The sequence below is a fragment of the Shewanella putrefaciens genome (assembly GCF_016406305.1).
In the GTDB taxonomy this organism is placed as follows: Bacteria; Pseudomonadota; Gammaproteobacteria; order Enterobacterales; family Shewanellaceae; genus Shewanella; species Shewanella putrefaciens_C.
Map to the genome: position 1 here is coordinate 876,762 of NZ_CP066369.1, position 26,241 is coordinate 903,002.

22 protein-coding genes are annotated in these 26,241 nt (G+C 46.7%); 15 read left to right on the forward strand and 7 right to left on the reverse strand.

Annotated elements, in window-relative coordinates; all coding sequences use genetic code 11:
• Positions 1-64: 64 nt before the first annotated feature.
• The 3 genes from JFT56_RS03825 to yjjX all read right to left on the reverse strand — a co-directional run bounded on the left by JFT56_RS03825 (position 65) and on the right by yjjX (position 4,395).
• Positions 65-2,557 (reverse strand): ankyrin repeat domain-containing protein, encoded by a 2,493-nt coding sequence (locus JFT56_RS03825; RefSeq protein WP_198782391.1) that lies wholly within the window; start codon positions 2,555-2,557, stop codon positions 65-67.
• 214 nt (positions 2,558-2,771) lie between these two features.
• Positions 2,772-3,734: a bifunctional helix-turn-helix transcriptional regulator/GNAT family N-acetyltransferase gene (locus JFT56_RS03830; RefSeq protein ID WP_198782392.1), complete on the reverse strand. Its 963-nt coding sequence runs from the start codon at positions 3,732-3,734 to the stop codon at positions 2,772-2,774.
• A gap of 121 nt (positions 3,735-3,855) precedes the next feature.
• Positions 3,856-4,395 (reverse strand): inosine/xanthosine triphosphatase, encoded by a 540-nt coding sequence (gene yjjX, locus JFT56_RS03835; protein ID WP_198782393.1) that lies wholly within the window; start codon positions 4,393-4,395, stop codon positions 3,856-3,858.
• A 262-nt stretch (positions 4,396-4,657) separates the two neighbouring features.
• On the opposite strand from yjjX, the gene JFT56_RS03840 reads away from it, so the two are divergent.
• Both JFT56_RS03840 and JFT56_RS03845 read left to right on the forward strand, forming a co-directional pair.
• The gene (locus JFT56_RS03840; RefSeq protein ID WP_198782394.1) at positions 4,658-7,222 is read left to right on the forward strand and encodes an acylase; all 2,565 of its coding nucleotides are present in this window, start codon (positions 4,658-4,660) and stop codon (positions 7,220-7,222) included.
• A gap of 442 nt (positions 7,223-7,664) precedes the next feature.
• Positions 7,665-8,960: a serine/threonine transporter gene (locus JFT56_RS03845; RefSeq protein WP_198782395.1), complete on the forward strand. Its 1,296-nt coding sequence runs from the start codon at positions 7,665-7,667 to the stop codon at positions 8,958-8,960.
• A 79-nt stretch (positions 8,961-9,039) separates the two neighbouring features.
• Here the strand turns inward: JFT56_RS03845 and JFT56_RS03850 are convergent, their stop codons facing one another.
• Positions 9,040-9,483 (reverse strand): GNAT family N-acetyltransferase, encoded by a 444-nt coding sequence (locus JFT56_RS03850; protein ID WP_198782396.1) that lies wholly within the window; start codon positions 9,481-9,483, stop codon positions 9,040-9,042.
• Positions 9,484-9,692: 209 nt separating this feature from the next.
• Between JFT56_RS03850 and JFT56_RS03855 the strand changes: the two genes are divergently transcribed.
• Entirely contained in the window at positions 9,693-9,989 is a 297-nt protein-coding gene (locus tag JFT56_RS03855) for a hypothetical protein (RefSeq protein ID WP_198782397.1), read from the forward strand.
• A 178-nt stretch (positions 9,990-10,167) separates the two neighbouring features.
• On the forward strand, positions 10,168-11,499 hold the full coding sequence (locus JFT56_RS03860; RefSeq protein ID WP_198782398.1) for a dicarboxylate/amino acid:cation symporter: 1,332 nt from the start codon (positions 10,168-10,170) through the stop codon (positions 11,497-11,499).
• Positions 11,500-11,578: 79 nt separating this feature from the next.
• Here JFT56_RS03860 and JFT56_RS03865 read toward each other — a convergent pair whose 3' ends face one another.
• A complete protein-coding gene (locus tag JFT56_RS03865) occupies positions 11,579-11,995 on the reverse strand; it encodes an META domain-containing protein (RefSeq protein ID WP_198782399.1) in 417 nt (138 codons plus the stop codon).
• 116 nt (positions 11,996-12,111) lie between these two features.
• Between JFT56_RS03865 and JFT56_RS03870 the strand changes: the two genes are divergently transcribed.
• The gene (locus JFT56_RS03870) at positions 12,112-12,342 is read left to right on the forward strand and encodes a hypothetical protein (RefSeq protein ID WP_198782400.1); all 231 of its coding nucleotides are present in this window, start codon (positions 12,112-12,114) and stop codon (positions 12,340-12,342) included.
• Positions 12,343-12,345: 3 nt separating this feature from the next.
• On the opposite strand, the gene JFT56_RS03875 is transcribed toward JFT56_RS03870, so the two are convergent.
• Complete coding sequence (locus JFT56_RS03875) at positions 12,346-13,404, reverse strand: GGDEF domain-containing protein (RefSeq protein ID WP_198782401.1); 1,059 nt, start codon at positions 13,402-13,404, stop codon at positions 12,346-12,348.
• A gap of 168 nt (positions 13,405-13,572) precedes the next feature.
• Between JFT56_RS03875 and JFT56_RS03880 the strand changes: the two genes are divergently transcribed.
• Together JFT56_RS03880 and JFT56_RS03885 are read left to right on the forward strand one after the other, a co-directional pair.
• Positions 13,573-14,115: a GNAT family N-acetyltransferase gene (locus JFT56_RS03880; RefSeq protein ID WP_198782402.1), complete on the forward strand. Its 543-nt coding sequence runs from the start codon at positions 13,573-13,575 to the stop codon at positions 14,113-14,115.
• 28 nt (positions 14,116-14,143) lie between these two features.
• A complete protein-coding gene (locus JFT56_RS03885) occupies positions 14,144-14,494 on the forward strand; it encodes a hypothetical protein (protein WP_198782403.1) in 351 nt (116 codons plus the stop codon).
• Positions 14,495-14,852: 358 nt separating this feature from the next.
• On the opposite strand, the gene metK is transcribed toward JFT56_RS03885, so the two are convergent.
• Positions 14,853-16,004, reverse strand: a complete 1,152-nt coding sequence (gene metK / locus JFT56_RS03895; protein WP_198782404.1) for a methionine adenosyltransferase — start codon at positions 16,002-16,004, stop codon at positions 14,853-14,855.
• Between the two features lie 478 nt (positions 16,005-16,482).
• Here metK and tkt point away from each other — a divergent pair, with 478 nt between their 5' ends.
• From tkt to JFT56_RS03935, 8 genes are all read left to right on the forward strand, one after another.
• Positions 16,483-18,477: a transketolase gene (gene tkt, locus JFT56_RS03900; RefSeq protein ID WP_198782405.1), complete on the forward strand. Its 1,995-nt coding sequence runs from the start codon at positions 16,483-16,485 to the stop codon at positions 18,475-18,477.
• Positions 18,478-18,605: 128 nt separating this feature from the next.
• Entirely contained in the window at positions 18,606-19,622 is a 1,017-nt protein-coding gene (gene epd / locus JFT56_RS03905; RefSeq protein WP_198782406.1) for an erythrose-4-phosphate dehydrogenase, read from the forward strand.
• Between the two features lie 133 nt (positions 19,623-19,755).
• The gene (locus JFT56_RS03910; RefSeq protein ID WP_198782407.1) at positions 19,756-20,931 is read left to right on the forward strand and encodes a phosphoglycerate kinase; all 1,176 of its coding nucleotides are present in this window, start codon (positions 19,756-19,758) and stop codon (positions 20,929-20,931) included.
• Between the two features lie 195 nt (positions 20,932-21,126).
• Positions 21,127-22,194, forward strand: a complete 1,068-nt coding sequence (gene fba / locus JFT56_RS03915; protein ID WP_011621571.1) for a class II fructose-bisphosphate aldolase — start codon at positions 21,127-21,129, stop codon at positions 22,192-22,194.
• A gap of 139 nt (positions 22,195-22,333) precedes the next feature.
• Positions 22,334-23,071: a DUF481 domain-containing protein gene (locus JFT56_RS03920; RefSeq protein ID WP_198782408.1), complete on the forward strand. Its 738-nt coding sequence runs from the start codon at positions 22,334-22,336 to the stop codon at positions 23,069-23,071.
• Between the two features lie 245 nt (positions 23,072-23,316).
• Positions 23,317-24,786, forward strand: a complete 1,470-nt coding sequence (gene nhaD / locus JFT56_RS03925) for a sodium:proton antiporter NhaD (RefSeq protein ID WP_198782409.1) — start codon at positions 23,317-23,319, stop codon at positions 24,784-24,786.
• 166 nt (positions 24,787-24,952) lie between these two features.
• Positions 24,953-25,699: a winged helix-turn-helix domain-containing protein gene (locus JFT56_RS03930; protein WP_198782410.1), complete on the forward strand. Its 747-nt coding sequence runs from the start codon at positions 24,953-24,955 to the stop codon at positions 25,697-25,699.
• Between the two features lies 1 nt (position 25,700).
• A complete protein-coding gene (locus JFT56_RS03935; protein ID WP_198782411.1) occupies positions 25,701-26,240 on the forward strand; it encodes a hypothetical protein in 540 nt (179 codons plus the stop codon).
• Position 26,241: the final 1 nt, after the last annotated feature.

Genomic DNA, 26,241 nt, shown 5'->3' on the forward strand with positions numbered 1-26,241 from the left:
AAGCATAAAGCCCCAACGGTGGGGCTTTATTCGTGGTGCCCATGGCAGCCAAGGTGCTAAACCGTTACCAAAAGCGCTTTCTAAGTGCGGTCTCGATATCAATCTCAACCTTAAAGTACTGCAAAATTATCCAGACGGAATCGACTAAGGCTTCGGTAAGTGCAGGATAATCATCCTCGATAATTCCGTTAATTTCTTCGACGGTTTCATCGATATATTCCTGAACACCTTCCTCAAATTCGGCCTTTGTCGCTTGATTGCGGAAAAAGCTAAAGTGGTCGAGCTTTTCAATCAATTGATCGATAAGGGCTCTCACCGAATCGAATTGCTCAACTGTGATCGTGGGATCGGTGGCGATCAGTTTAAAAAAGCTCTGTACTTTGGTTTTGAGATCCAGCAGCGTTGGAATTTGCCCTCGATTTGCCGCCGCATTGCTCACCTCTAATCGGGTTTGTTTGGTGGGCACAGGTGTGACATTCACCCCAGACGCTTGTGGATTAGCCGTTATCGGATCGGCATTGCTCGAAGCTGTTGTCGGTACTTCACTATTATGGGATAGATTAGTATGGGATAGATTTGAATGGGATAGGCTTGCTGATGCTGGCGGTATCTCGCGCCCCAGTGTTTGCAGCAGTCGACGGCTGAAATAGCTTTCTGGCTCCGCCACTTCGAGTGCTCGCTCAAGCTGAGTTTCGCTATAGGGCACGATTTGTAGCAGTGCTTCGAAAATCTCCTTATATTCCAGCTCAATTGCCGCGACCAGTGGGCTATTGCCGCGGCAGTTTTCAGCCGTTAAGTCGGCGCCATATTGCTGCAATAGCTTTAAAATCCGTACTGCTGTGGATTCAAAGCGAGGAAACTCGATTGAACTGCCACCTATTACGGCGCAAAGGGCAGGGGTGGTATCTTCAGCATTGATGGCATTAGGGTTTGCGCCATGTTCGAGTAGGGCTTCTACGCAGGACTGCGCGCCGTAGTAACAGGCGCACATGAGTGGCGTAAATTGCTCATCCACCGAAAATTCTTCAATTTTAGCTCCGTGGCGCAGTAAGAGTTCCACAGTATTACGTCGCATGGGGCCAGTGATTTGATCCCACCAGTAGGTCGAAATCGCCTTGTGCAGAATCGGCGAATTATCGTGGCCGCAATGGGTAAAAATATCCCCGCCTTGGTTAATAAGCCATTCAAGTACTTGGGTTCGACAGGAGATAGCTGCAGCAGACACATAATTAGTGTTGTAGATATTGGTGAGGCTTAAATCTAGCCCCTTAGTGAGCAGATATTCCATCACTTGGATAAGCGTGGCTTGATCTTCTTTCCCCGAACCGCGCTGGCAGATAGTCAGTAAGCTTGGTTCATCCACAGCACCAAATTTTTTATTGATATCCAGTCCATATTGCAGGAAGAGGTCGAAAAACTCGGGTAAAAAGGTTTTCTTTTCGATCATTGGATAAACCAATAGTCGCAAGTTCGACCAGGCTAACATTTCATAGGGTTTACCCGTATTCATAAATTCGGCATTTGGATTAGCCCCATATTTGAGTAACAGTTCAGCGGCTTGATAGATATAAGGCCGTTTATTCACATCGGTAAATGGGGCGTTATTAATAAATTGATTGAGCACGGGGGAATGGTCGGCGTCAGGCGGTGTCATCCTATAGATGCGATTGATATCGACGGTCGCCTTAATCAATTTTTCGATAATTCTGAGATCAAATTCTGAGGTCAATGCCGCATAGACCAAGCTTTTAGCGTGGGAGTCGGCTTTGAGTTGTGGATAATGGTCTAACAGGTATTCAGTGTATTCCTGCGCTTTGGCGTAAACGCACAGTTCTAATAGATTCGCATCATCCAAAAAGCTACTGTCATTCGCCATTATATAACGTGACTTTTTAAAGTGAGGAAAGCGTTTCACTAAAGGTGAAAAGGCTTCAATCCCCCAAAAATCGCTCGAAGTAATAATATTTTCAATCAGGTTTAATTCACCAATATCCAGTGGGATGTCTTTATTAATGATATGCAGAAACAGATCTTTATTTCGCTCATCGACTAATATTTCTAACGGATGATTTAGCTCACCATTGGTCCAAAAACTCACCGGTTTATTGATGTCTAACTTAGCTGCAAGTAGAAGATCGATCATATCTCTACGTTGATGATCCTGATAGATATACTGCGGATTAGGATGAAATAAATAGTTCAACCAGCAATTATTGTATTGATTTTGGTAGTAAAGATTGGCACCGGATGCAAGGTAAAGCTTAACTAACTCAGGGTTATTATATTCGATAGCAGAATGTAAGGCACTGAAACCATTGCATTCAATCTGTGCGCCTTTCTCGAGTAGATACTGGATAAGCGTTAAATCCGACTCCGGGCTGCGGGAAAGCGGGACTAAGACATTACAGGGGGAAATATTAGGGTCAATAAAATTGAGATCACCACCGTTAGCGAGGTATTTCTCAATTTTTTGTATTTTCTTGGGGGTCGAAAGTGCCGAGTCTAAACAAATATCGCGCAGTGTGAGTTTACTATCACTAAAAATCCAATTTAGCATAATGTTCCCTATCTAATGCTATTAACAAAATAGTATCAATCGCTTTTCAATTAATTAATGTTGATAAAGTGAAATTGCCTATATTTTAATGCATTTAGTAACAGAAAAACTATGCTTTAAGACTGATAATTAAGGTCACATTCTATTTATAAAAAGCAGCAAGAAACCCAGAAATGGCGATATGGGTTTGGTACTGTGAGTGATAGGTTTAGCTTTATGCTGGCTTAAGGTTCAACAACATGGGGATTTCGCAGGCATCGTGCCCTGTGTTACCCAGCGGCGCCGAAAGGTGGATAAAACCTAATTTTTCATAGAGTTTTATGGCTTCATTTAGCACGGCTGTGGTTTCTAAATAACAACTTTGGTAACCCGCTTCACGGGCAAAATCCAGTGCCATCAATGCCACACGTTTAGCGAGTCCCTTGCCGCGGATTTCTGGCATAAAGTACATCTTTTGCAGTTCACACACGCCATCGTTATTTGCCAGTGGAGCAATGCCGGCGCCGCCGAGGACGCGCCCCTCAACTTCTATCAACCAATAATTGGCGCCCGTTTGCGAATAAATCTGGCTGAGACAATCTAAGGTGGGATCGGCCACGCTATAGCCTTTATCTGCGGTTAAACCGTATTCGGCGGATACGGCGCGGATCACCTGAGCGATCGCGGCATCATCTTCGGCTTTGGCTTGGCGGATAAGACAGCCATTTTGCTGCTTGGCATTATGAATCGCTTGGTTATACAACATCAGTGCTTGCTCTATTTGCTGGGTTTGTGCCGGAGTGAGTTGGGCTAAGATATCTTGAAATAGCCGATTTTGCTGGGTATCTAACTTAGCTAATAATTTTTTGCCAGCAGTCGTGATCTGCACAACTAAACAACGGTTATCCCTAGGATGAATTTGACTCTGGGCGAGCTTTTTTTCGACCAGATGGCTAATCGCTCGACTGGCATTGGATTTATCTATGCTGAGTCTATAGGCGAGTTCTTTAATCGTCTGTGGTTGACGGCCTATTTCAAACAATGCATGGGCTTGCACAGGTGAAAGGGGTAAATCCCCGCATGCGGCATTTAGCATGCCTAAATGTCTTACCATTGAACGGGATAACTGCCTAAGTTGGCTGGAAGAGCAGGCTGTGTGCGTCATCGTTTCCGGTAAATCTGTTGTCATTTGCGCCATAGTAAAACCAGTGTGTACAGTGGGAGTTGCATAGTGTGCGTTTGGTTTGAATGGACTTAGTTGTAAGTCACAACTAAGTTAGCGGGCTTTAATTGTGCTTGCAACATCTGATTAACAAAAATTATCCGTAAATGTCGGGATTTAATAGTGGAGCCATGGCAAGAATAATCGCCTGGGTGTAATTGCTCTCACGGGTCGCATGCCCGTGGGTCAGTAAACCTATGGCGCCGCCTTTTTGCTTAATATTGACGGTATTAAATAGCCTATCCATCACATGCCCAAGCTCTTCACCCGCTTTTAATGCCCGATAAACCTGCATTGGCAAAGGTAAAATTGCGCTGCGGCCAATGGCAAGTTGGTCTTTATGGCCGATGGCAATATAGGCGAAAGTGGCGGGGCCAAAATCGAAGCAATCGACGCCACCTTCCATCGCAAAATAGTAGTCGGCCTCTACCTGCTGCTGGCAATAGTTAACCCGATTGATGGCGCCTTGACGGGTATCGTGATCTGTCATGGGCTGTGCGGGGACGCCAGAAGGTGCGTCCATGCCCTGAGTTTGGATCTCATATTCTGGGAATAGCTGTGCCATCGCTTTGGCTGCGGCATTGATTTTGACTGGGTTTTTAGAACCCACAATAATCTTGATAATGTTTTGTTGCATATAAGTTATTTATTTCTGGTTTTAATGTAGACGCTCGTTTGAATCATTGCTTAAATGGTCAGAGGTGTCTAAGCGTTTGGGTTTTCTATTTTGCCACAGTCGGCGGTGAAGCTCAGTAAAAATGCCCATGCTAGGGAGTAAATAGCCAGCCTTAGATACTAGGAAGCGACATGTGATTATTGCTCCTTCAGTAAGTTGGGCGGGGTAGGCAGTAAGGTTATATGTCACGCAATTGAAGGAACCAAACCAAGAGATAATAATAATGAAATTCAACAAACTCGTGATCGCTATGGGGATCGCCTGCGGAGTAATGCTCTCAGGTTGTAATGATAGCGAAGATAGCTCTACACCGACTGAACCTGAAAATAAACTGCAAACCTTTGCTCCCAATGGCCTGCTTAAAGCCAGCATTCGCCGAACCACCTATGGCGTGCCACACATTCAAGCCGATAACTTAGAAAGTTTAGGATTTGGTAGTGGCTATGCACAGGCGCAGGATAACCTGTGTGTACTGGCCGATGGTTTTATTAAGGCGAATTCACAACGCTCTATGTATTTTGGCCCCCATGCATCGATTGATTTCACCACTGGGCAACCCACGGCGGAAGATAACGGTAACCTGATCTCTGACTTTGGCTATAAGGCCTTGAAGATCAGGGAGCAAGCCGAAGCTAAGTGGCCGCAGTTTAGTGAAAACTCCCGGGCGTTAATCCAAGGTTTTACCGCTGGCTATAACCAATACCTGAGTGATGTTGAAGCGGGTAAACAGACGGCGGAACCTTTCTGTAACGGCCAGCCTTGGGTGAAACCCATAGTGCCAGAGGATGTAGTTACCTATCTGTTTTCTATTGCTTTATTACCTGGCGCAGCTAACTTCCTCGATTTGATTTTCTACGCCAACCCTGGAGATGCACAGGAATACATGCCGCGCATCGTCGGGCCCGCTCCAAGCCAAGCGCAAACCGCCTTTGTCGCGGATATGCAGTCTAAGTTACTGGCCCGCGCGGCTCGTATCACGACGCCAGAGACCAATCCCCGTGATCTTGGTTCAAATGGTTGGGGTTTAGGTAAGGACAAAACCGAAAACGGTAAGGGTATGGTGCTGGGCAATCCCCATTTCCCACACACGGGGAACCTGCGCTTCTGGCAGTCCCATATCACTATCCCTGGGCATTTAGATATGATGGGCGGCTCACTTGTGGGTATGCCAGGGCCGATTAATATCGGTTTTAACAAAGACTTAGCTTGGACGCATACCTTCTCAACCGCCGAACATTTTGTCATGTATAACCTAGAGTTAGTCTCGGGCGATCGCATGCAGTATCTGTTCGATGGTCAGCCAATGCCGATCACTAAAGAAACCGTATCTATTCTGGTTAACGCGGGTCCTGCGGGGATCTTAGTGGCAGAGAAGGATATATACACTACGGCTAAAGGTCCTATGGTGGAAGCGCCGCCTACGCTTGCGCCTTTTGGTTGGGATGATGGCAGTGCCTTTATGATCCAAGATGCCAATATGGGGACGATGGACCCGGTGGATCATTGGTTAGCCATGAATATGGCAACGAATAAAACCGAGTTCCAACAGGCGTTTAAGGACTATGACGGGGTTATTTTCAATAACACTATGTACGCCGATAAAGAAGGCAATGCCTTTTACATCGACGACTCAACCGTGCCTGGGTTATCGGAATCGGCCGTCGTAGTGTTGAAGACTTCACCGGATATTAAGGCGGCAAAAGAGAAAGCTGGCTTTACTATTTTGCCGGGTAATACCTCTTTGTTTAGCTTTAGCGGTCCAACCCCCTACGAGCGAGCGCCTAAGCTTGAGCGCAGCGACTTTGTGCAAAACTCCAACGATTCCTTCTGGTCAACTAACCTAGATGAACCGCTGACTTACTTCTCGCCCATGTATGGTGAAGAAGCGGGGCAGCTATCACTACGCACTCGCATGGGGCTGACCTTAATGCAGGATGGTGCGGGGGCTGATGGCAAGTTTAGCTTAGAAGAACTCGAAGCTGCGGTATTATCCAACCGTAGTTATTTAGCCGAATTGGTGTTGCCAGAGTTACTCGCCCAATGTGATGCACAGGGCAGCACGCCTGTGGTGGTGTCGGCGGGTTTATCTAAGGATATTACTTCGGCTTGCGCGGCATTAAAGGCGTGGAATGGTAAGCAAGATAACGATAGCAAAGGCGGCGCCTTACTGCGTGAGTTTGCCCATCAATTTAACCAAGCGACTATGCTGACCCAAGGATTCGATGTCGCCAATGCTGCTACCACACCTAAAACCTTGGCGACAGATGGCAGTGCCTTAGTCGCGCTTGCCTACGGCGCACTGAACTTGGAGGCTGCAGGCTTTGCCTTAGATGCGCCCCTAGGTGAGGTGCAATTTGTGGAAAAATCCCTGCCTAATGGCACACCAAGCGGTGCGCGTTTACCTTGGCCGGGGAGCCACAATGCCGAAGGTGGGTTCAATGTGTTTTCCACCAGTTTATCCGGTGATGACACTCTGATCCCGCAGCATAAATACGCCCCAGTGATGGATGTGGTAACAGGTAAGGCGATGAGCTCTGGCTTGACGGCTAAGGGATATCAGATCCGCTACGGTTCGAGTTGGATGATGGCGGTGAGTTTCACCGACGATGGTCCAGTGGCGCGGGGAATTTTAACTTACTCCGAGTCGAGCAATATTCTGACGCCAGAGTTTACCGATCAAAGCCTCTTATACTCAGATGCGAAGAGCTTCCGCCCCCTGTTATTTAAGGAGGCCGATATAGCGCCTGCGGTAGTGTCGACGACCGAGTTAAGTCTGCAAAAACCTTAACTGACGGCTCAACATAGCCAGACAAAAGGCCCATTAAATTGGGCCTTTTTTATGGGAATTTTGGCGCCCTGCAATGTAGCAAGTTGTGAAAATTTAACAATTGATGGAGTGATCTAGTTCAATGTTTTGTTGGCAATTGTGGATGAATGCTTGGTTTTTGAGTTTTTTGCGACCTTAATCCGTTCCGGCGTTTTTATCTGCGGATGTTGGATGTCGCAATCTAGGATCTGTGGTGAACTTATTGTGTTTTCTGATGTTTTTATGTGATCTTTTTGATGCTGTTTTGAAAATTTATTACACATAATCATAGATCTAGATCCCAATACTGGCTTAACTTGAAATTCTCTTACTTAAAATGGTGTCAGATCAACTTTTGAGGGCGCTTTTTGGTTATCCTTACCGCGAATTTTTTATGCCAGTCACACCGTAAGGTAACTTTTATATGCAAAAAGATGCGACCAGTGTTCTTGGAACACCCCAAAGCACGCAGGAACAGGACACAAAAAAAGGTTTATCTTGGACACGCCAAGACACCACTTGGATGCTGAGTTTATTTGGTACCGCCGTCGGTGCTGGTATTTTGTTTTTACCTATTAATGCGGGCATGGGCGGTTTTTGGCCCCTAGTATTAATGGCGGTGATCATAGGCCCTATGACCTATTTAGCCCACCGCGGCCTTTCACGCTTTGTGTGCTCATCGAGCATTCCGGGGAGTGATATCACCCAAGTAGTGGAAGAACATTTTGGCATTGGCGCGGGTAAAGCCATTACCTTGCTGTACTTCTTTGCCATTTATCCCATAGTGCTAATTTATGGTGTGGGTATTACCAATACGGTTGATAGCTTTATTGTGAACCAATTGGGCATGGCCTCTCCACCGCGTTTTCTGCTCTCTGGCGTACTGATCTTCGGGATGATGGCGGTGATGGTCGCAGGCGAGAAGTTTATGCTCAAAGTGACCCAGCTACTGGTGTATCCGCTGGTGGGTATCTTGGCATTTATGTCGATTTATTTGATCCCTGAATGGAAAATGGATGCGCTGCAGGTTGTGCCAGAGGCGGGCGCATTTTTAGGCACAGTATGGTTAACCATTCCTGTGCTGGTATTTGCCTTTAATCATTCTCCCGCGATTTCACAGTTTTCGGTTTCCCTTAAACGTGACCATGGGGTGAATGCGGCCCGTAAGGCGGATGTGATTCTGCGCAATACCTCCATGATGCTAGTCGGCTTTGTGATGTTATTTGTGTTCTCCTGTGTGTTGTCGCTATCACCGGAGCAACTCGCCGATGCGAAAGCGCAAAACCTGCCGATTCTGTCTTACCTAGCAAACGTACATAACAGTGGTTTTGTGAGCTATTTTGGCCCGCTGATTGCGTTTATTGCGATTGTATCTTCTTTCTTTGGTCATTATATGGGGGCGACCGAAGGGATGAAGGGCATTATTGTTAAGCAGCTACGCTCTAGCAATAAAACGATCCCAGAGCAAAAAATCAACAAGTTTATTCTGGTGTTTATGTTTGCGACTATCTGGGCGGTTGCTATTAAAAACCCCAGCATTCTCGGGATGATCGAGGCGCTTGGTGGACCAATTATTGCGGCGATTCTGTACTTAATGCCTATGTATGCTGTGTATAAAGTGCCAGCCTTAAAGGCTTACCGTGGCCGGATCAGCAATATTTTCGTGGTGATTGCGGGCCTGTTGGCCATGACGGCGATTCTGTTTGGTTTCTTCCGTTAGTTTGGATTTTTAGCCGTAAAAAAACAGGATCTTGCCATAGGCTCGATCCTGTTTTTTTATAAATAATATGTTGAATAACTTACTTTTCTTCGTACATCAGGTAGTAGCTTTGCTTCATCCCCAGTGCTTGGTAAGTTTGCTGCGCGTTAAGATTTTCCTGCTCGACATATAAACGGAAACTGGCGGCGCCGCCATTGAGCTCGGCTAAGTGCTTAACTTCGTTATAGAGTTTGCCATAAATGCCCTGACGACGATTTTGCGGGTGAATATACACGCTTTGGATCCAGTAATAATCCTTGGCGCGCCAGTCACTCCATTCGAATGTCACCATAAGCGAGCCCACAATCTCCCCGGCGAGTTCCGCCACAAGATAAAAACCTTTTTCTGGGTGGCTGAGTAAGGTGCTTACCCCTTGCGTGAGCGTTGTTTCATCTAAGGCTAGGCCTTCGGTTTCTTGGGCCATCGCCTGATTAAATTGTACTAAGGCGGTGAGATCCTGCGCTGTAGCTTTACGGATCAACATATAACAACTCCTCGGCGGTTATTCGACAATACCGCTCTTGTTGGTTAGGGAATTTGGGCGGCTCACTTTAGCATGGAACACACAGGGATAACGAGTGGGCTAAGGTTTTGTCTAGCGTTGCAGTTTTTAATGGTGAAATTTTGTGCGACTAAAGTCTAATCTGCTAGGCTTGTATTAGGTTTTTCTACCTTAAATTTAGTGAGCCTATTATGGGATTCGTTAAGTCTAGCCGCCGCTTTAAACTGAGATGTTTGCAGGTCTACGATGCTAAAAAAGATCAGCAAATTCATCATGGATTGCATTTTATCTTAACCTTACTGACGTTTGGATTATGGGGCCTAGTTTGGTGGTGGCTGATACTCAAATCACAGGGGGGATCAGAGTCACTCTTTAGCGGCTTCGATGATGACTATTGGAGCTATTTAATCGAGCGCGAGCAACCACCGGCCGCGCTTTACCGCCAACAAATTGCCTCGACTGCGAATACGGGATATTTTGAGGCTTAGGTGGTTTGTTTTCACGTCTTTGATGTATTTTGCAACGGTTGGCATCAACGTGATACAGATCATCCTTAGATTTTTATCCCTTATGCTAGACTCGGCGGTTAGCTAATTTAGAGGCTTAAATTAGCGTCGCCAAGGATAGGGCTCGCCATATCATCATTTAAAACTCAAGGTTAAAAACATGTCAAAACAGAGGTCATCAGCGTTAGGCCGGGCTTGGTCTTATTGGATGTCAGTGCCGCTATGGCTACAAATTTTTGTCGGTATGGTGTTAGGTATTACCGCTGGAGTCGTGCTTGGTGAGCAGGCGACTTACTTAAAACCGATAGGCACGCTCTTTGTTAATACCATTAAGATGCTTATTGTACCTTTGGTATTTTGCTCGTTAATTGTGGGCGTGACCTCGATGGAAGACACCGCCAAGATGGGGCGGATTGGCTTTAAATCCTTTGCATTTTATCTCTGCACTACAGCGATTGCGATAAGCTTAGGTTTAGTGGTGGGCTATGTTATTCAGCCTGGCGCCGGCGTGCCGTTATTACAGCATGATGCGGTGCAGACCGTGAAGGAAGCCCCTTCGGTGATGCAAACCCTGATTGATATAGTGCCAACCAATCCCGTTGCCGCGTTGGCGAATGGTCAAATTTTACAGGTGATTGTATTTGCAGTGGCGTTGGGCATAGCTTTGGTACTGATTGGCGACCATGGCAAACCTGCCATCAAAGTGTTTGAGAGCTTAGCCGAGGCCATGTACAAGCTTACCGATATGGTGATGAAACTCGCCCCCTACGGTGTTTTTGGCCTAATGGCTTGGGTTGCGGGGGAATATGGCATTGAGATGTTATGGCCGCTGATTAAGGTGATTATTGCGGTGTATCTTGGCTGTATTATTCACGTTTTAGGTTTTTACAGCATAGTGTTACGTGTATTTGCTAAGCTGAACCCTTTGCAATTTTTTAAAGGCATTAGTAATGCGATGGTGGTGGCTTTTACTACCTCAAGCTCGGCGGGGACTCTGCCTGCCAGTATGAAATGTGCCAGCGAGTATCTTGGGGTTAATAAAAAGATTTCGAGCTTTGTGTTGCCCCTTGGCACCACCATCAATATGGATGGAACGGCTTTATACCAAGGGGTGACGGCGCTGTTTGTGGCGCAGGCCTTTGGTATTGATTTAACTTGGGTTGATTATCTTACTATTATTTTAACCGCGACTTTGGCGTCCATCGGGACGGCGGGCGTACCAGGGGCTGGCTTAGTCATGCTGACCTTAGTGCTTTCAACCGTGGGTTTACCCTTAGAAGGGGTGGCGTTAATTGCGGGGATTGACCGTATTCTGGATATGGCTCGGACAGTCGTTAACGTATCGGGTGATCTCGTGGCGACGACTGTGATTGCCAAGTCTGAAAATGAACTCGATGTCGAGCATTACAATGCCGATATGGCACAAAGCGCAGTGTTCGCCGAGCAAAATGCGGCAATCGAACATGCGGCGGCGAAGAATGCCAAAGCCTAAGTTATGATATTGAATTAAAAAAACCGCCATTGGCGGTTTTTTTTCGATTGATGGGACTTAAGATTTATACCACTTAGGCTTATTTTACTTGGCTTAACACTAGTACGGCTTTGTCGTCGCTACTCAATAGGGTGAGGCGACCCTGCTGCAGTTTTGCTTTGGCGACGAGTGGCATGGCCTGCATGACTTTATGCTCTTGCTGCATTAAGGAATCGACACAGGCTTTCATCGTGCTTCCTGCGGGCATAAGCTTAAGTTCCTGCCCCTGCTGAGTGTATTGGCCGAAAAAGTTATTACAACTGTTGTTGCCATGGAGTTTACCCTCGGCGTCGAAGGTAATTTGTGCAGGGCTGTAATCGATAGTGGGTTGACCCTGAACCACCTCAATGTGCCAACTGCCCTGCAGTGGGATAGTGTCGTTTTTGGCCGTATCTGCGCTCTGACAGGCCGTTAATCCCAATACGAATGCACCGAAAATGAATGTTTGTTTTAACATCTTTTTTGTTCCTTTGACTATGTTGATACCCAAACAACCTGGAACTCGTATCTTCAGGTAGCTTGGGTATATGCCCACAGTGTGACAAGTTTAACTTGAGATCTAAAGAGGTTTATATGGCAGACCCAATAAAAAGTATTATGAATTTGTTGAAGTTTTTACATTGGCTAGGGGTATTGATGTTAGTTTGCGGGCTTGGGATCTATCTGTTGACCCAATGGAGTTTAGACATCAGCGGCATGTTATTGATCGCAACGCTGATTGGTTTAGGGCTGGTACTGATGTCGCCCTATCCAGTGGTATTGTTTGTTCAGTGGGCTAAGCGTCAAGATGAGCGTCTCAAATAATACTCAAAGCTCCGCTGAATCGGCCGCAGGATTATCGTATAGGCTCGAGTCGATAGTGCTTGAGTTAATAGCACTTGAGTTAATTGCACTGGGGTTAGTCGCGCTTGCGCTAGGGGCTGTTGTTTCTGTCACTGCTGGGCGCATTGAAATGAGTTGACTGCGGGCCCCTTCCATCATGGGGGCGAGTTTGGCGCTCGATTCAGGAGTGAAAAAACTATAACTGCTATCGAGTTTAAGCGCATGGTTTTGCTGCTCTAATTGCTTTTCGACTCGCTTCATTATGTGTATTACATCCCGCTCACTATCCACAAATACCAAGACGACAAACTGAGTCGCAGTGTAATGGGCGGCAACATCGGCGGTGCGTATCGTATCTTGGATTAAGTTGCCGAGTAATCTATGGTGTTTTTCTTCAAGGGGCTTTTCTGTGTCTTTAGGGGATTGTAATTCAAAGAAAATGATCCCCGCATGGGCACCAAAGCGGCGGCCTAAGTTGAGTTGTCTTGGCGCCATCATCACAAAACCATAATGGTTAAGCATGCCGGTTTCTTGATCGCGCATGGAAAGCGATTCGATACGGTGGTACTGACACAACAGAGAGAGATCCTGCTGCAATAAGATCTGAAATGGCTCCAACATTGCGGCATTGCTTAGGGGATCGGTCATGTGTGGGTTAAGTACGCACAGCGCCCCAAACTGACTGCCATCGGGCCAAGCGATAGGGCGGGAGAGAATATACTGTATGCCATCAAAATCCCGCGGTAATTCATCGAGCATAAACCGCGCAAGGTTTTGATAGTCTCCCTCTGGCTTACTATAAACACACTGTTTAAATAGAGAAAAGTCTAACGGATACAAGGTGCCCGAAGTAAAGAGTGGGGTTTCATTCATGGAGCTGACAATAATCTCAAAACCTGAGTGAATCGATTGGATCACAAACACGCTGGTCGCGCTATAGAAGCTTTTGATCAATTCGCATTGGTGCATCCAACGCCCAAAATTGACTTGTTGATGATCACTGTCGAGCAGACTCACATTCGGATTGATAGTATCGGGCAGCATAAAGTCGCCTAGCAGTGGCTAAATATGCATTAAGTTTGGGAAACAAAAGGATAATTAGCAAATCTGTACGATAAAAAAGCCATAATAACCTGTACCTAATATCGGGGTTAGTGTTTGGCTCCTGTATACTGGCGCGTCCCCTGTTTCGGCAAAAGGAAGAGAATTGCGGTGAAGATACGATTGGCTACACTACAAGATATTGATTTATTAGTAACACTTGAAAGAAAACATCTTAATGATGAGCTAGCGTCGGCCAATATGGGGTTGCAAGGACAAGCGTTTTCCCACAGTGAACTGACTGAATTAGTGAAGCACCATTGGATTGTGGTAGCACAGTTAGATCAGCAAATAGTCGGTTATGTGATTGCTGGCCGTTGGGGATTTTTCGAACATTGGCCCATTTACCGCACCATACTGAATCGTTTACCCCAACTCGATTGGCATGGGCCTAAAATAACTAAGGTAAATTCGTGCCAATACGGGCCTATTTGGGTGCAACAAGCCCACCGTGGACAAGGTGTTTTCGAGGCGTTAGTCAGTGAAGTTCGCCGTCAAGTTGCCCCCCATTTTAGCTATATGCTGACCTTTATTGCCGAAGACAATGAACGCTCCTTTGCCGCCCATTCAGGTAAGGCCAAGATGCAAGTTTTGGACTTTTTCACTGTCTCTGCTAGAGATTATTATTTAATGGTGGCAGAAACACAGCGGTAATCGTTTAAATTCCCTTGGAGATAAATACGTGACTATACAATTTGTTGAGTCCCTTTTAGCGGCCTACGCCGGAGTTACGCTATCGGCTTGGGACAATCTGAGGCTGGTTTTATCCGAGTGCGCTCACCATGGCTGTGAGGCGAGGGGATTTGAAGTCGAGTTTCTATCTGACCCAGGGCAAACACTGCATTATGGGGTACAAGTTGGGAATATTTGGCTCGATTGCGGCAGAACCAATGCCTATTCGGCGGCGATAACGCGATTAACCGATGAGCAAGTGAGTTGTATAAATGCCAAGCAGCCACTGGAATGCGCCATTTTATCCCAGGAGCAGCTAGGTCTACTCTGCATGCAAAACGCCCATTTCGACCATTGCTAATCCGAGTCACAGGATTAACCATTTCCCCGTCGGGTAACGCCCTTGATAACCAAAAGGGAGCCTACCTTGTAACTACCAGGCTAAACGTTCTTGGGTGAATTCAGAGAGCGTTGCATCGGCTAACAATAAGGTCGCCAAGTCGGCATCATCTGATACTCGCGCACAAATCTCAGCAAGGGGCACTATTTTCCACGTTTCCAAATAGGCGGTTTTGGCTATTTGCTCGACGAGTTCACTTTCGACTTGGGACTTTAATCTGTCGGCTTGCTGATTGTGATGTGGTTAGGCAATACATCCTAAGCATAAAAAAACCGCCATTAGGCGGTTTTTTTGTGCAAAAGCATGAGCTTAATGCAGATTATAGAGCTGCGTCAGCGCGCAGTGCTTCGGCTTTATCCGTCGCTTCCCATGGGAACTCGTTGCGGCCAAAGTGACCGTAAGCGGCAGTTGCCTGATAAATTGGGCGAGCTAGATTTAACATTTCAGTCAGGCCATATGGGCGCAGATCGAAGTGTTGACGCACTAACTTGATCAGCACTTCTTCAGACACTTTACCCGTACCGAAGGTTTCGATGCTGATGGATGTTGGCTCTGCCACACCGATAGCGTAGGACACTTGCAATTCACAACGGTCAGCCAGACCCGCAGCAACGATGTTTTTCGCTACATAACGGGCAGCGTAAGCTGCGCTACGGTCAACTTTTGATGGATCTTTACCAGAGAAAGCACCACCACCGTGACGTGCCATACCACCGTAGGTATCAACGATGATCTTACGACCCGTTAAACCACAGTCACCCATAGGTCCGCCGATAACGAAACGGCCAGTTGGGTTGATAAAGTATTTAGTGTCTTTGCTTAACCACTGGGCAGGCAGAACTGGCTTGATGATGGTTTCCATCACGCCTTCGATCAAATCTGCTTGGGCGATATCAGGGCTGTGCTGGGTTGACAGCACGATCGCATCGATACCAACAATCTTGTTGTTTTCGTAGGCGAAGGTGACTTGGCTTTTCGCGTCGGGGCGCAGCCATGGCAGAGTGCCGTTTTTACGTACTTCTGATTGACGCTTCACTAATGCGTGGGCATAGGTGATAGGTGCAGGCATCAGAATTTCAGTTTCGTTGCTGGCATAACCAAACATTAAACCTTGGTCGCCGGCGCCTTGTTCTTTAGGATCGGCGCGGTCAACACCTTGGTTGATGTCGGGAGACTGTTTACCAATGGCGTTTAATACAGCGCAAGAATCGGCATCGAAGCCCATATCTGAATGGGTATAGCCAATTTCACGAACCGTTTTACGGGTCAGCTCTTCAATATCAACCCAGGCAGAAGTAGTGACTTCGCCACCTACTAATACCATGCCGGTTTTGACATAAGTTTCACACGCCACGCGTGCTTTTGGATCTTGGGCCAGAATTGCATCTAGCACAGCATCAGAAATCTGATCTGCAATCTTATCGGGATGACCTTCTGAGACCGACTCAGAAGTAAACAAGTGCTTTGCCATAGTAGGAAAATCTCGTCGTTAGCATTCAAACGTGTAGAAGCATCTACATCTAGACGGCTATTTTAGTGGAAATTCACTTTGATGACACCCCCTAAACTAAATATTTGTGTGTAAAGTGAGGTAAGCCCCAAATCGGGGAGCGTTTGTGGGTTTTGAGTTTTCGCTCTAACTCAATGAATTGATAGCAGTATGTGGGTTTTCGTCACTATGAGTTGCGTTAATCCTCGCTAGGCAGGGGTAAAACTAAGCTTGTGGCTTGGGCGCTAAGTGACTCGATGTGAAAACTAATGCCTATATTTGAATTATTGTATTACAAATATGTTTAATGTGTTTTAAGATGAATTAGCCTAAAGCTTCTAAGGTGTAATCCACCAGACTGGGCATTGGATTGCAATTTTCGTTTGCGTCGCTTCGCTATGTAGGGGAAAATATGCGTCCAAATTGCCCGCTAGACCCCACAAATTAAGCAGGAGAGAGCATGTCTTCCCGTAAAGTACTCGCCAACGCAATCCGTGCGTTAAGTATGGATGCAGTTCAAAAAGCAAACTCAGGCCACCCCGGCGCCCCAATGGGCATGGCAGACATTGCGCAAGTGCTGTGGAATGATTTCCTTAAGCACAATCCGAACAATCCAAAATGGGTAGATAGAGATCGTTTTATCCTCTCTAACGGTCACGGCTCTATGCTGATCTACTCTTTACTTCACCTGACGGGCTATGACTTGCCAATGGATGAGCTGAAGCAATTCCGTCAGTTACATTCAAAAACCCCTGGTCACCCAGAATACGGTTATACCCCAGGTGTTGAAACCACAACGGGTCCATTAGGCGCAGGTATCAGCAATGCTGTGGGTATGGCGATTGCCGAAAGAACACTAGCGGCGCAGTTTAACCGTGATGGTCACGATATCGTTGATCACTACACTTACTGCTTCTTAGGCGATGGCTGTTTGATGGAAGGTATTTCCCACGAAGCCTGTTCATTAGCTGGCACTTTAGGCCTAGGCAAACTGATCGCATTTTGGGATGACAACGGTATCTCTATCGACGGCCATGTTGAAGGCTGGTTTACCGATGATACGCCAAAACGTTTCGAATCCTACGGCTGGCATGTAATTGCCAACGTCGATGGCCATGATAGCGATGCGATTCACGCGGCTATCGCAGCGGCAAAAGCGGTGACCGACAAACCGACTATGATCTGCTGTAAAACTATTATCGGTTTTGGTTCGCCAAACAAATCAGGCAGCCACGATTGCCACGGCGCGCCATTAGGTGATGCAGAAATCGCCGCGGCCCGTGAATTCCTCGGCTGGCCACATGCACCATTTGAAATCCCAAGTGATGTTTATGCAGGCTGGGACGCTAAAGAAGCGGGCGCTGCCCGTGAAGCCGCTTGGAACGAAAAATTCGCAGCCTACGCTAAAGCTTATCCAGAACTGGCGGCAGAATATGAGCGCCGTGTACTGAAAGGCGAATTACCTGCTGATTTTGAAGAAAAAGCTCAGGCATTTATCCAAGCTTGCCAAGATAAAGCCGAAGGTATTGCGAGCCGTAAAGCCTCACAAAATGCCATCGGAGCCTTTGGTGCTATGTTACCTGAACTGCTTGGTGGCTCCGCCGACTTAGCGGGTTCTAACTTGACTCTGTGGTCAGGTTCTAAAGGTATTCAAGACGATGCAGCCGGTAACTACGTGTACTACGGTGTGCGTGAGTTCGGTATGAGCGGCATTATGAACGGCGTGTCACTCCACGGTGGCTTTATCAACTACGGCGCAACTTTCATGATGTTTATGGAATACGCCCGTAACGCTGTACGTATGTCTGCGCTGATGGGCATTCAAAACATCTTCGTTTATACCCATGACTCTATCGGTCAAGGTGAAGACGGCCCAACTCATCAACCCGTTGAGCAATTAGCTAACCTGCGTATGACGCCAAACATGGCGGTATGGCGCCCCTGTGACGCGGCAGAAACCGCAGTGGCTTGGAAGGCGGCTATCGAGCGTCGTCATGCACCAACATCACTGATTTTCAGCCGTCAAAACCTCAAGGCTCAAGCTCGCACCGCCGAGCAATTAGCCAATGTGGCAAAAGGCGCTTACGTGCTTAAGGATTGCGCGGCTACGCCTGAGTACATCCTGATCGCAACCGGTAGCGAAGTACAGTTAGCGATGGAAGCAGCGGCGGCTCTGACCGAGCAAGGCAAACAAGTGCGTGTGGTTTCTATGCCATCAAACACTGAGTTTGATAAGCAAGATGCAGCGTACAAAGAAGCTGTTCTGCCACGTTCTGTGACTAAACGTATTGCTATCGAAGCGGCCCATACCGATTTCTGGTACAAATATGTCGGTTTCGAAGGCACTGTCGTTGGCATGACGACCTTCGGCGAGTCTGCGCCTGGTAACGTACTGCTGAACCATTTCGGCTTCACCGTTGAAAATGTGCTGAATGCAGCAAAATCATTAGGCTAATAGCTTAAGGGATTAGATTAAATACAAAAGGTTAAACTTTTGAACTGTTAATCTGTATAATGCGGCCTGCAATCGTTTGCAGGCCGTTTTTGTTTATGCAGTATTATTAAGAGGAAATTGAGACCTCAATGATCCGAGTCGCAATCAATGGTTATGGTCGTATTGGCCGCTCTATTCTTCGAGCTTTATATGAGTCGGGAAAACGTCAGCAAATACAGATTGTCGCGATAAACGAATTAGCCAAGCCTGAAGCCATCATTCACTTGACCCAGTACGATACTACCCACGGTCGCTTTGCGCATAAAGTTAAGCTAGCCGACGATCATATGCTGATCGGCGATGATGCCATCAAAATCCTCCATGAAGCGGATCCCGCAAAATTGCCATGGCGCGAGATGGATATTGATATCGTCTATGAAGCCACTGGCGCAATTTTAGATCGCCAAAGCTGCGAGGCCCATATCCATGCTGGCGCTAAACGGGTGCTGATCAGTCATCCCTCGTCGGCCGATGTCGATGGCACTATTGTCTATGGTGTAAACCACGATTTACTGCGCGCCGAGCACACTGTGGTTTCTAACGCCTCCTGCACCACCAACTGTATCGTCCCGGTTATCGATGTGCTCGATAAACACTTTGGGGTGAAAAGTGGTGCCATTACTACTATCCATTCTGCGATGAACGATCAGCAAGTGATTGATGCTTATCATGATGATCTGCGTCGCACCCGCGCCGCTGGCCAATCCATTATCCCAGTCGACACTAAACTTGCCCGCGGCATCGAGCGGATTTTGCCGCACATGAAAGACAAGTTTGAGGCGATTTCGGTGCGTGTCCCCACCATCAATGTGACAGCCATCGATCTTTCCGTCACTTTAGCGAAAACAGTGGATATTGCTACCGTCAATCAAGTGTTAGAATTGGCCGCCAATGGACGATTTAACGGCATCTTGGGCTATACTGATGAGCCACTGGTATCCTGTGATTTTAACCATGATCCCCGCTCCAGTATTGTCGATGGTACCCAGACTCGAGTGAGTGCGGGCCAGCTCGTCAAATTGCTGCTCTGGTGCGATAACGAGTGGGGTTTTGCCAATCGCATGTTAGATACCAGTTTGGCGATGATTGCGGCTAAACAAAGCTGAAGATAAGAATTTATACCAATGGGTTAAGGCGTGGGTCGCCAATTCGACGGGATGTCGAGTGCCGAGTCGCTATCCACTCTAACCGATTGATGAAAAACCAGTTTGTTTTTTGATTATAAAAGGAAGTGTTACCATGGCAATTATCAATATGTCAGATTTAGATCTCCAAGGTAAGCGAGTGCTTATCCGTGAAGATCTTAATGTGCCTGTCAGCAATGGCGTCGTCACCAGTGATGCGCGTCTACGTGCTTCTCTCCCGACTATCGAGTTAGCCCTTGCCAAAGGTGCGGCTGTGATGGTGATGTCTCATTTAGGTCGTCCAACCGAAGGTGAGTACAACAGCGAATTCTCAATGCAACCTGTGGTCGATTACTTGGCCAAAGCCTTATCTTGCACTGTCCGTTTAGCTACCGACTATTTAGACGGCGTCGAAGTGGCTGTGGGTGAAGTGGTTGTGTTTGAAAACGTTCGCTTTAACAAAGGCGAGAAGAAAAACGACGAAGCGTTATCTAAGAAAATGGCCGCACTATGCGACGTTTATGTGATGGATGCCTTTGGTACCGCTCACCGCGCGGAAGCCTCAACCAACGGTGTCGGTTTATACGCACCTATCGCCTGTGCTGGCCCATTACTGGCCCAAGAGTTAGATGCCTTAGGCAAGGCGTTAGATAATCCAGCTCGTCCATTAGTGGCGATTGTTGGTGGCTCTAAAGTGTCGACTAAGCTGACCGTATTAGAAAGCTTATCAGGCATTGTGGATCAATTAGTGGTTGGCGGTGGTATTGCTAACACCTTTATCGCTGCGGCGGGCCACAATGTGGGTAAATCTTTATATGAAGCGGATTTGATTGACGAAGCTAAGCGTTTAGTCGCTAACGCCCAAAGCCGCGGCGGTGATATTCCTGTGCCTACCGATGTGGTCGTAGCGGGTGAGTTTAGCCCAACGGCGACGGCGACCTTAAAAGCGGTGAGTGAGGTTGGCGATAGCGATATGATTTTCGATATCGGCCCAGACAGCGCCGAAGCGTTAGCTAAAATCATTGAATCTGCTGGCACTATTGTGTGGAACGGCCCAGTGGGCGTGTTCGAATTCGACCAATTTGGCGAAGGCACTAAGCGTATCGCACAAGCTATCGCTGATTCTAAAGCCTTCTCTATTGCTGGCGGTGGTGACACTCTAGCGGCGGTGGATAAATACGGTATTGCCGATAAAGTGTCTTATATCTCTACAGGCGGTGGCGCTTTCCTTGAGTTTTTAGAAGGTAAAGAATTACCCGCTGTGGCTATGCTCGAAAAGCGCGGTGCCTAAGCAAAGATGAATAACGCGGCGCATAATCACGCCGCGATTAAGCTAGCTAAGCTGTTATAAAAAGTAAAAAAATTATAAAAAAACCGCTCGTCTCTCTAAGGTATTAGTGGGGCGGGCATAAAAATCCATCCAAACGATAGCGACCTCGGTGACCCAGCGTTAATGTGAAAGTCACCCTATTATTGGAGTTAAAAAATGGCGTTAATTTCCCTACGACAACTACTCGACCACGCGGCAGAACATGGATACGGTGTGCCAGCGTTTAACGTAAACAACTTAGAACAGATGCGTGCGATCATGCAGGCGGCGGAAGCGACCGACAGTCCTGTTATCGTGCAAGCCTCTGCCGGCGCGCGTAAATATGCCCGTCCTCAGTTCTTAAAATATCTGATGACCGCAGCGCTTGAGCAGTATCCTGATATTCCCGTCTGTATTCACCAAGACCACGGTACTGACCCTGATATCTGTCAGCGCTCTATCCAACTTGGTATGTCCTCAGTAATGATGGACGGCTCGTTAATGGCGGATGGTAAAACTCCAGCGTCTTACGAGTACAACGTCGATGTGACTCGCAGAACCGTTGCCTTCGCCCACGCCTGTGGTGTGTCTGTAGAGGGTGAAATCGGTTGTTTAGGCAGCCTAGAAACCGGTACTGCCGGTGAAGAAGACGGTGTAGGCGCAGAAGGCGTATTAAGCCACGACCAACTGCTGACTAGTCCAGAAGAAGCGGCGCGTTTCGTTGCCGATACCCATGTTGACGCGCTGGCGATTGCGATTGGTACTAGCCACGGTGCTTACAAGTTCAGCCGCAAACCTACGGGCGATGTGCTGCGAATTGATCGCATCAAAGAAATCCATGCCCGCATTCCTAACACTCACTTAGTGATGCACGGTTCGTCTTCAGTGCCGCAAGAATGGCTACAGATCATCAACCAATACGGTGGTCAAATTCCTGAAACTTACGGTGTGCCATTAGAAGAAATCGTTGAAGGTATCAAACACGGCGTGCGTAAAGTGAACATCGATACTGACTTACGTTTAGCGTCTACCGGTGCGGTACGTAAATACTTGGCTGAACACCCAAGTGAGTTCGACCCACGTAAGTTCCTGAAAGCCTCTATGGAAGCGATGGCAGATATCTGTACCGTTCGCTACGAAGCCTTCGGTTGTGCGGGTCAAGCCTCTAAGATTAAGCCTTTGTCTTTACAAGCAATGTACAAAGCTTATCAATCAGGTGCCTTAGATCCTAAGATCAACCTGTAAGCTTAATTATTGCCCGAAAAAGCCCGCTTTTTAGCGGGCTTTTTTTATGCAAAAAATCGCTGAATTTTCATTTTTTAATCGTCAATGTTAATATTGCGCAGATTTTTTAGTGGATTAAACGGAACAGGAACGGATAAACATGAAGAAAGTACTGACCGCAGCGATATTAATGACTGCTCCTTTTATGGCGCATGCAGGTGCCGATTTTGTAAAAGGGGATAAGACATTTGCAGGTGAAGCTGAGCTAGGTGCCACGTTAACCACAGGTAATACCGAAACTTCATCCTATAAAGGCCGCTTAAATTTCAAGCATGAGCTGGGTGATTGGGAAAACCAGTACTTATTAGAAGGTTTATACAAAGAAGATACAGGTGCTGTCACGGCTAAACGTTATTTAGCGGGGGCACAGGGTAACTACAAGATGACGGACCGTAGCTACTTGTTTGCAAATGCTAACTACGAGGTCGATCCTTTCACGGGTTATGACTACACCTTATCGGGTGCAGCGGGTTACGGCCATAGACTCTATGACACCAGTAAAACCTTCTTAGATGTCGAAGTCGGTCCGGGTTATATCTATCAGCGCCTCGATACTGAGCAAGCAATATTAGAAGGCCACGATAGCAGTGATAGTGTCGTTGCCCACGGCGTGATTAACTTTGAAACTGAAATCACCGATACCTCTAAGTTTCAACAGCGTTTTGTGGCCGACTATGGCGATAAATTAGATGCGCGTTCAGAAACCTCATTAACGGCGAATATTATCGGCGCATTGGCCATGAAGTTTGCCATTATCGTACGTTATAACAGTGAACCATTGGACGATAAAAAGAGCACTGATACAGAAACCAATATGACACTGCTCTATTCATTTTAATGTTGCAAGTGTGATTGAGATAAAAATAAAAGCACCTAAAGGTGCTTTTTTGTTGGCAATTTTTGGACTAAGTTGAATCAAAGTTAGCAAGATCTTTATTAGCCTCATCTGTAGTTATACAAAAATTAATGTTGTAAGCGCCTTTGGTTGTCCACAAATGTATAGAAAGTTGCGTTTTATCAAAATTTACAGAGCCAGAGCTATGGTAATTTGCGAACTAATTTCCCTTGCAGAGATCAACTTTGATGAAATTACAGCGGTGGTTTAAAAAAAGTGGAGTGGCGTTGTTTAGCCTATTCTGCGTTGCAATATTGAGCGGATTCTCACCTGCAGTTTTGGCTGCAACGGAAGGAATGGCGCGACTTGATTTAACCGCCGCAGGCGTTGGCTATATTGCCTTATGCGTGTTTGTTATTGCCTATTTATTGGTGATGGCGGAGGAGTCACTGCATCTGCGTAAATCCAAGCCAGTGCTGGTCGCGGCGGGCATTATCTGGGGCATGATAGGTTTTGTGTATGTGCAAAACGGCATGTCAGAGGTTTCTGAGACGGCCTTTAAGCACAATCTATTAGAATACGCTGAACTGTTACTCTTTTTGCTGGTGGCGATGACCTATATCAATGCCATGGAGGAGCGCAATTTATTCGATGCTATCCGTAGCTGGTTAATCGGACGTGGTTTTAGCCTAAGGACAGTGTTTTGGCTAACAGGCTTTATGGCGTTTTTTATTTCGCCCGTGGCCGATAACCTTACCACTGCACTGCTGATGTGCGCCGTCGTGATGAAGGTCGGCGCAGGGCAACGTAAGTTTATTACCCTTGCCTGTATCAACATTGTCGTGGCGGCCAATGCCGGTGGTGCCTTTAGCCCCTTTGGTGATATTACGACTTTAATGGTGTGGCAAAAGGGCATAGTGCATTTTGGTGATTTCTTCCATTTGTTTATTCCTGCCCTAGTCAATTTTGCCTTGCCGGCGGCGATCATGAGTGTGTTTATCCCAAGCTATGTGCCTGAGCCTGAAAAAGAGCAGGTTTACACTAAACATGGGGCGAAGCGGATTGTGGGTCTATTCCTGCTAACGATTGCGAGTGCGGTTTGTGCCCATTCTTTCCTCGGCATGCCACCGGTACTTGGGATGATGACAGGCTTAGGCTTCCTGCAATTCTTTGGTTTTTATTTGCGTAAGACCTTCGATCGCTCGGTCGCCCGCGAACGGGCTAAGGCAGAATTAAGACAAGATCAATTGCGCCTACAGCAACTCGGTAGTGTGGTGCCCTTCGATGTCTTTAACCGGATTTCCCGCGCCGAGTGGGATACTCTATTGTTCTTTTACGGTGTGGTGCTGTGTGTGGGCGGCCTAGGTTTTATGGGGTATTTGAGTCTAGTGTCCGAGGCCATGTATTCGCACTGGGATGTTACCTATGCCAACGTAGCCATCGGTCTGTTGTCTTCGGTTGTTGATAACATTCCGGTGATGTTTGCCGTGTTGACCATGAACCCAGAGATGTCCTTAGGCCAGTGGCTATTAGTGACGTTAACCGCTGGAGTCGGGGGCAGTTTATTATCCATTGGTAGCGCAGCTGGGGTTGCCTTGATGGGCCAAGCGAGGGGAATTTACACCTTTGGGGCACATTTACGTTGGACGCCTGTTATTGCTTTGGGATATGTGGCTAGTATTTTGGTACATCTGTGGCTCAATGCCGCAATGTTCTAAAAACAAGTGAAACATAATGTATCTGTAGTTATTTTTAGTGTTAAATTTTTTATTGATGTAATTCACAGATTATTCATCTAGTCAGGGTTGATGCATTCGGAACACTGCGTTAATTAAGTTCAAATTGTATACTCGGCTCCAAGTAAAGTTGTTACTAGGAGCCGAGATGCAAATTGGTGATTGTTGGTTTGATGCCCATGAACATTTGTTAGTCGATATCTCTGGCTGCCACAGGATACTCAGTAGCGACGAGTATCAAGTGCTGAGTGTATTGGCTAAGAATCAAGGGAAGGTGGTTTCCCGCTTCGAATTGATGCAGTTATTGTCATCCAATGGTAAGGGTTACCCTTGTTGTGATGATATTCTTGATAGTCTTATCAATCGCTTGCGCACCATATTAGGCAAAAAGCCTTACTCTTTTCTCGATACGGTGAGAGGCGAAGGGTTTATTCTGTATCCTTCATCTACGTCGAACCACCATAAGTTGCTCGACTCTCCAACATCTCAAATAAAACCGTTACAGTTTGCCCTCATCATACTCGTCACCCTGATTGCCCTATGTGGTATTGGTGCACATATCACCCATCCCACATTGCTTGTGCCAAATTATATCCAGCAGATCCAGATGCCCAATGGTTCGGTCTCAGAGGTTAAATTTTATACTGGGCAGAATTATGGCGCAGAGATGAAGTCCCTCGTCGAGCAAATGATGGGGCAAATCGAGGTATGTGCCGTGTTTCCTTGGCAATCAGTTGTCGCGAATGTCTCTGCCGACCGAAAATTGATCAGTTTGATTTTAAGGAATAACCGTGAGAATGGTCTTAAATTTCAAACGGTAAAATTAATGTCTGATAACTTTATCATTGATACCTCACAGGCTGATTGGCTAACACTCGCGGGGGTATGTAGCTAAAGTGATATTCAATATTTTTGCATTCAGCCGCTTTAAGCCTTGGCAGGTCCTGTTAGTCGTTATGCTTGGATTGGGGCTATTACTCTATGGATATACCGCGAGTTTTAGCCATAAAAGTCTACACTTAGAATGCCATGCTCAGCTGCACCAGCCCCCTTTTTCCAATACTGCCTCGTCTTTATTGCGTCATTCCTTAACGCTTGTGGTTCAAGTGCGGGATAAAAAGGTGAATTTAGATTATCGCTATGGCCTTAATGATAAGGCGCTTGCGTCTATTAATTATTCTGGAGTAGTTAAAAATTTTGAAATTGGCACTATGACTTATCAATTTGATTTGGCTCAGGCAAATGTCAAAATGGATCTGCTGCAGACTGAGATCCCTGAACCTATTCGAGAAGATATTAAACGCTCAAGGGCGGCGTTAATCGCTCTGGGGAAAATGAGCTTTAATATGCAAATAGTGGATATTAATCGTATTGATGACTATACCCTGATTGAGTTTAAGCCCAGTGGTCATTTGTGGGCATGTAGCAGTCGCTAAT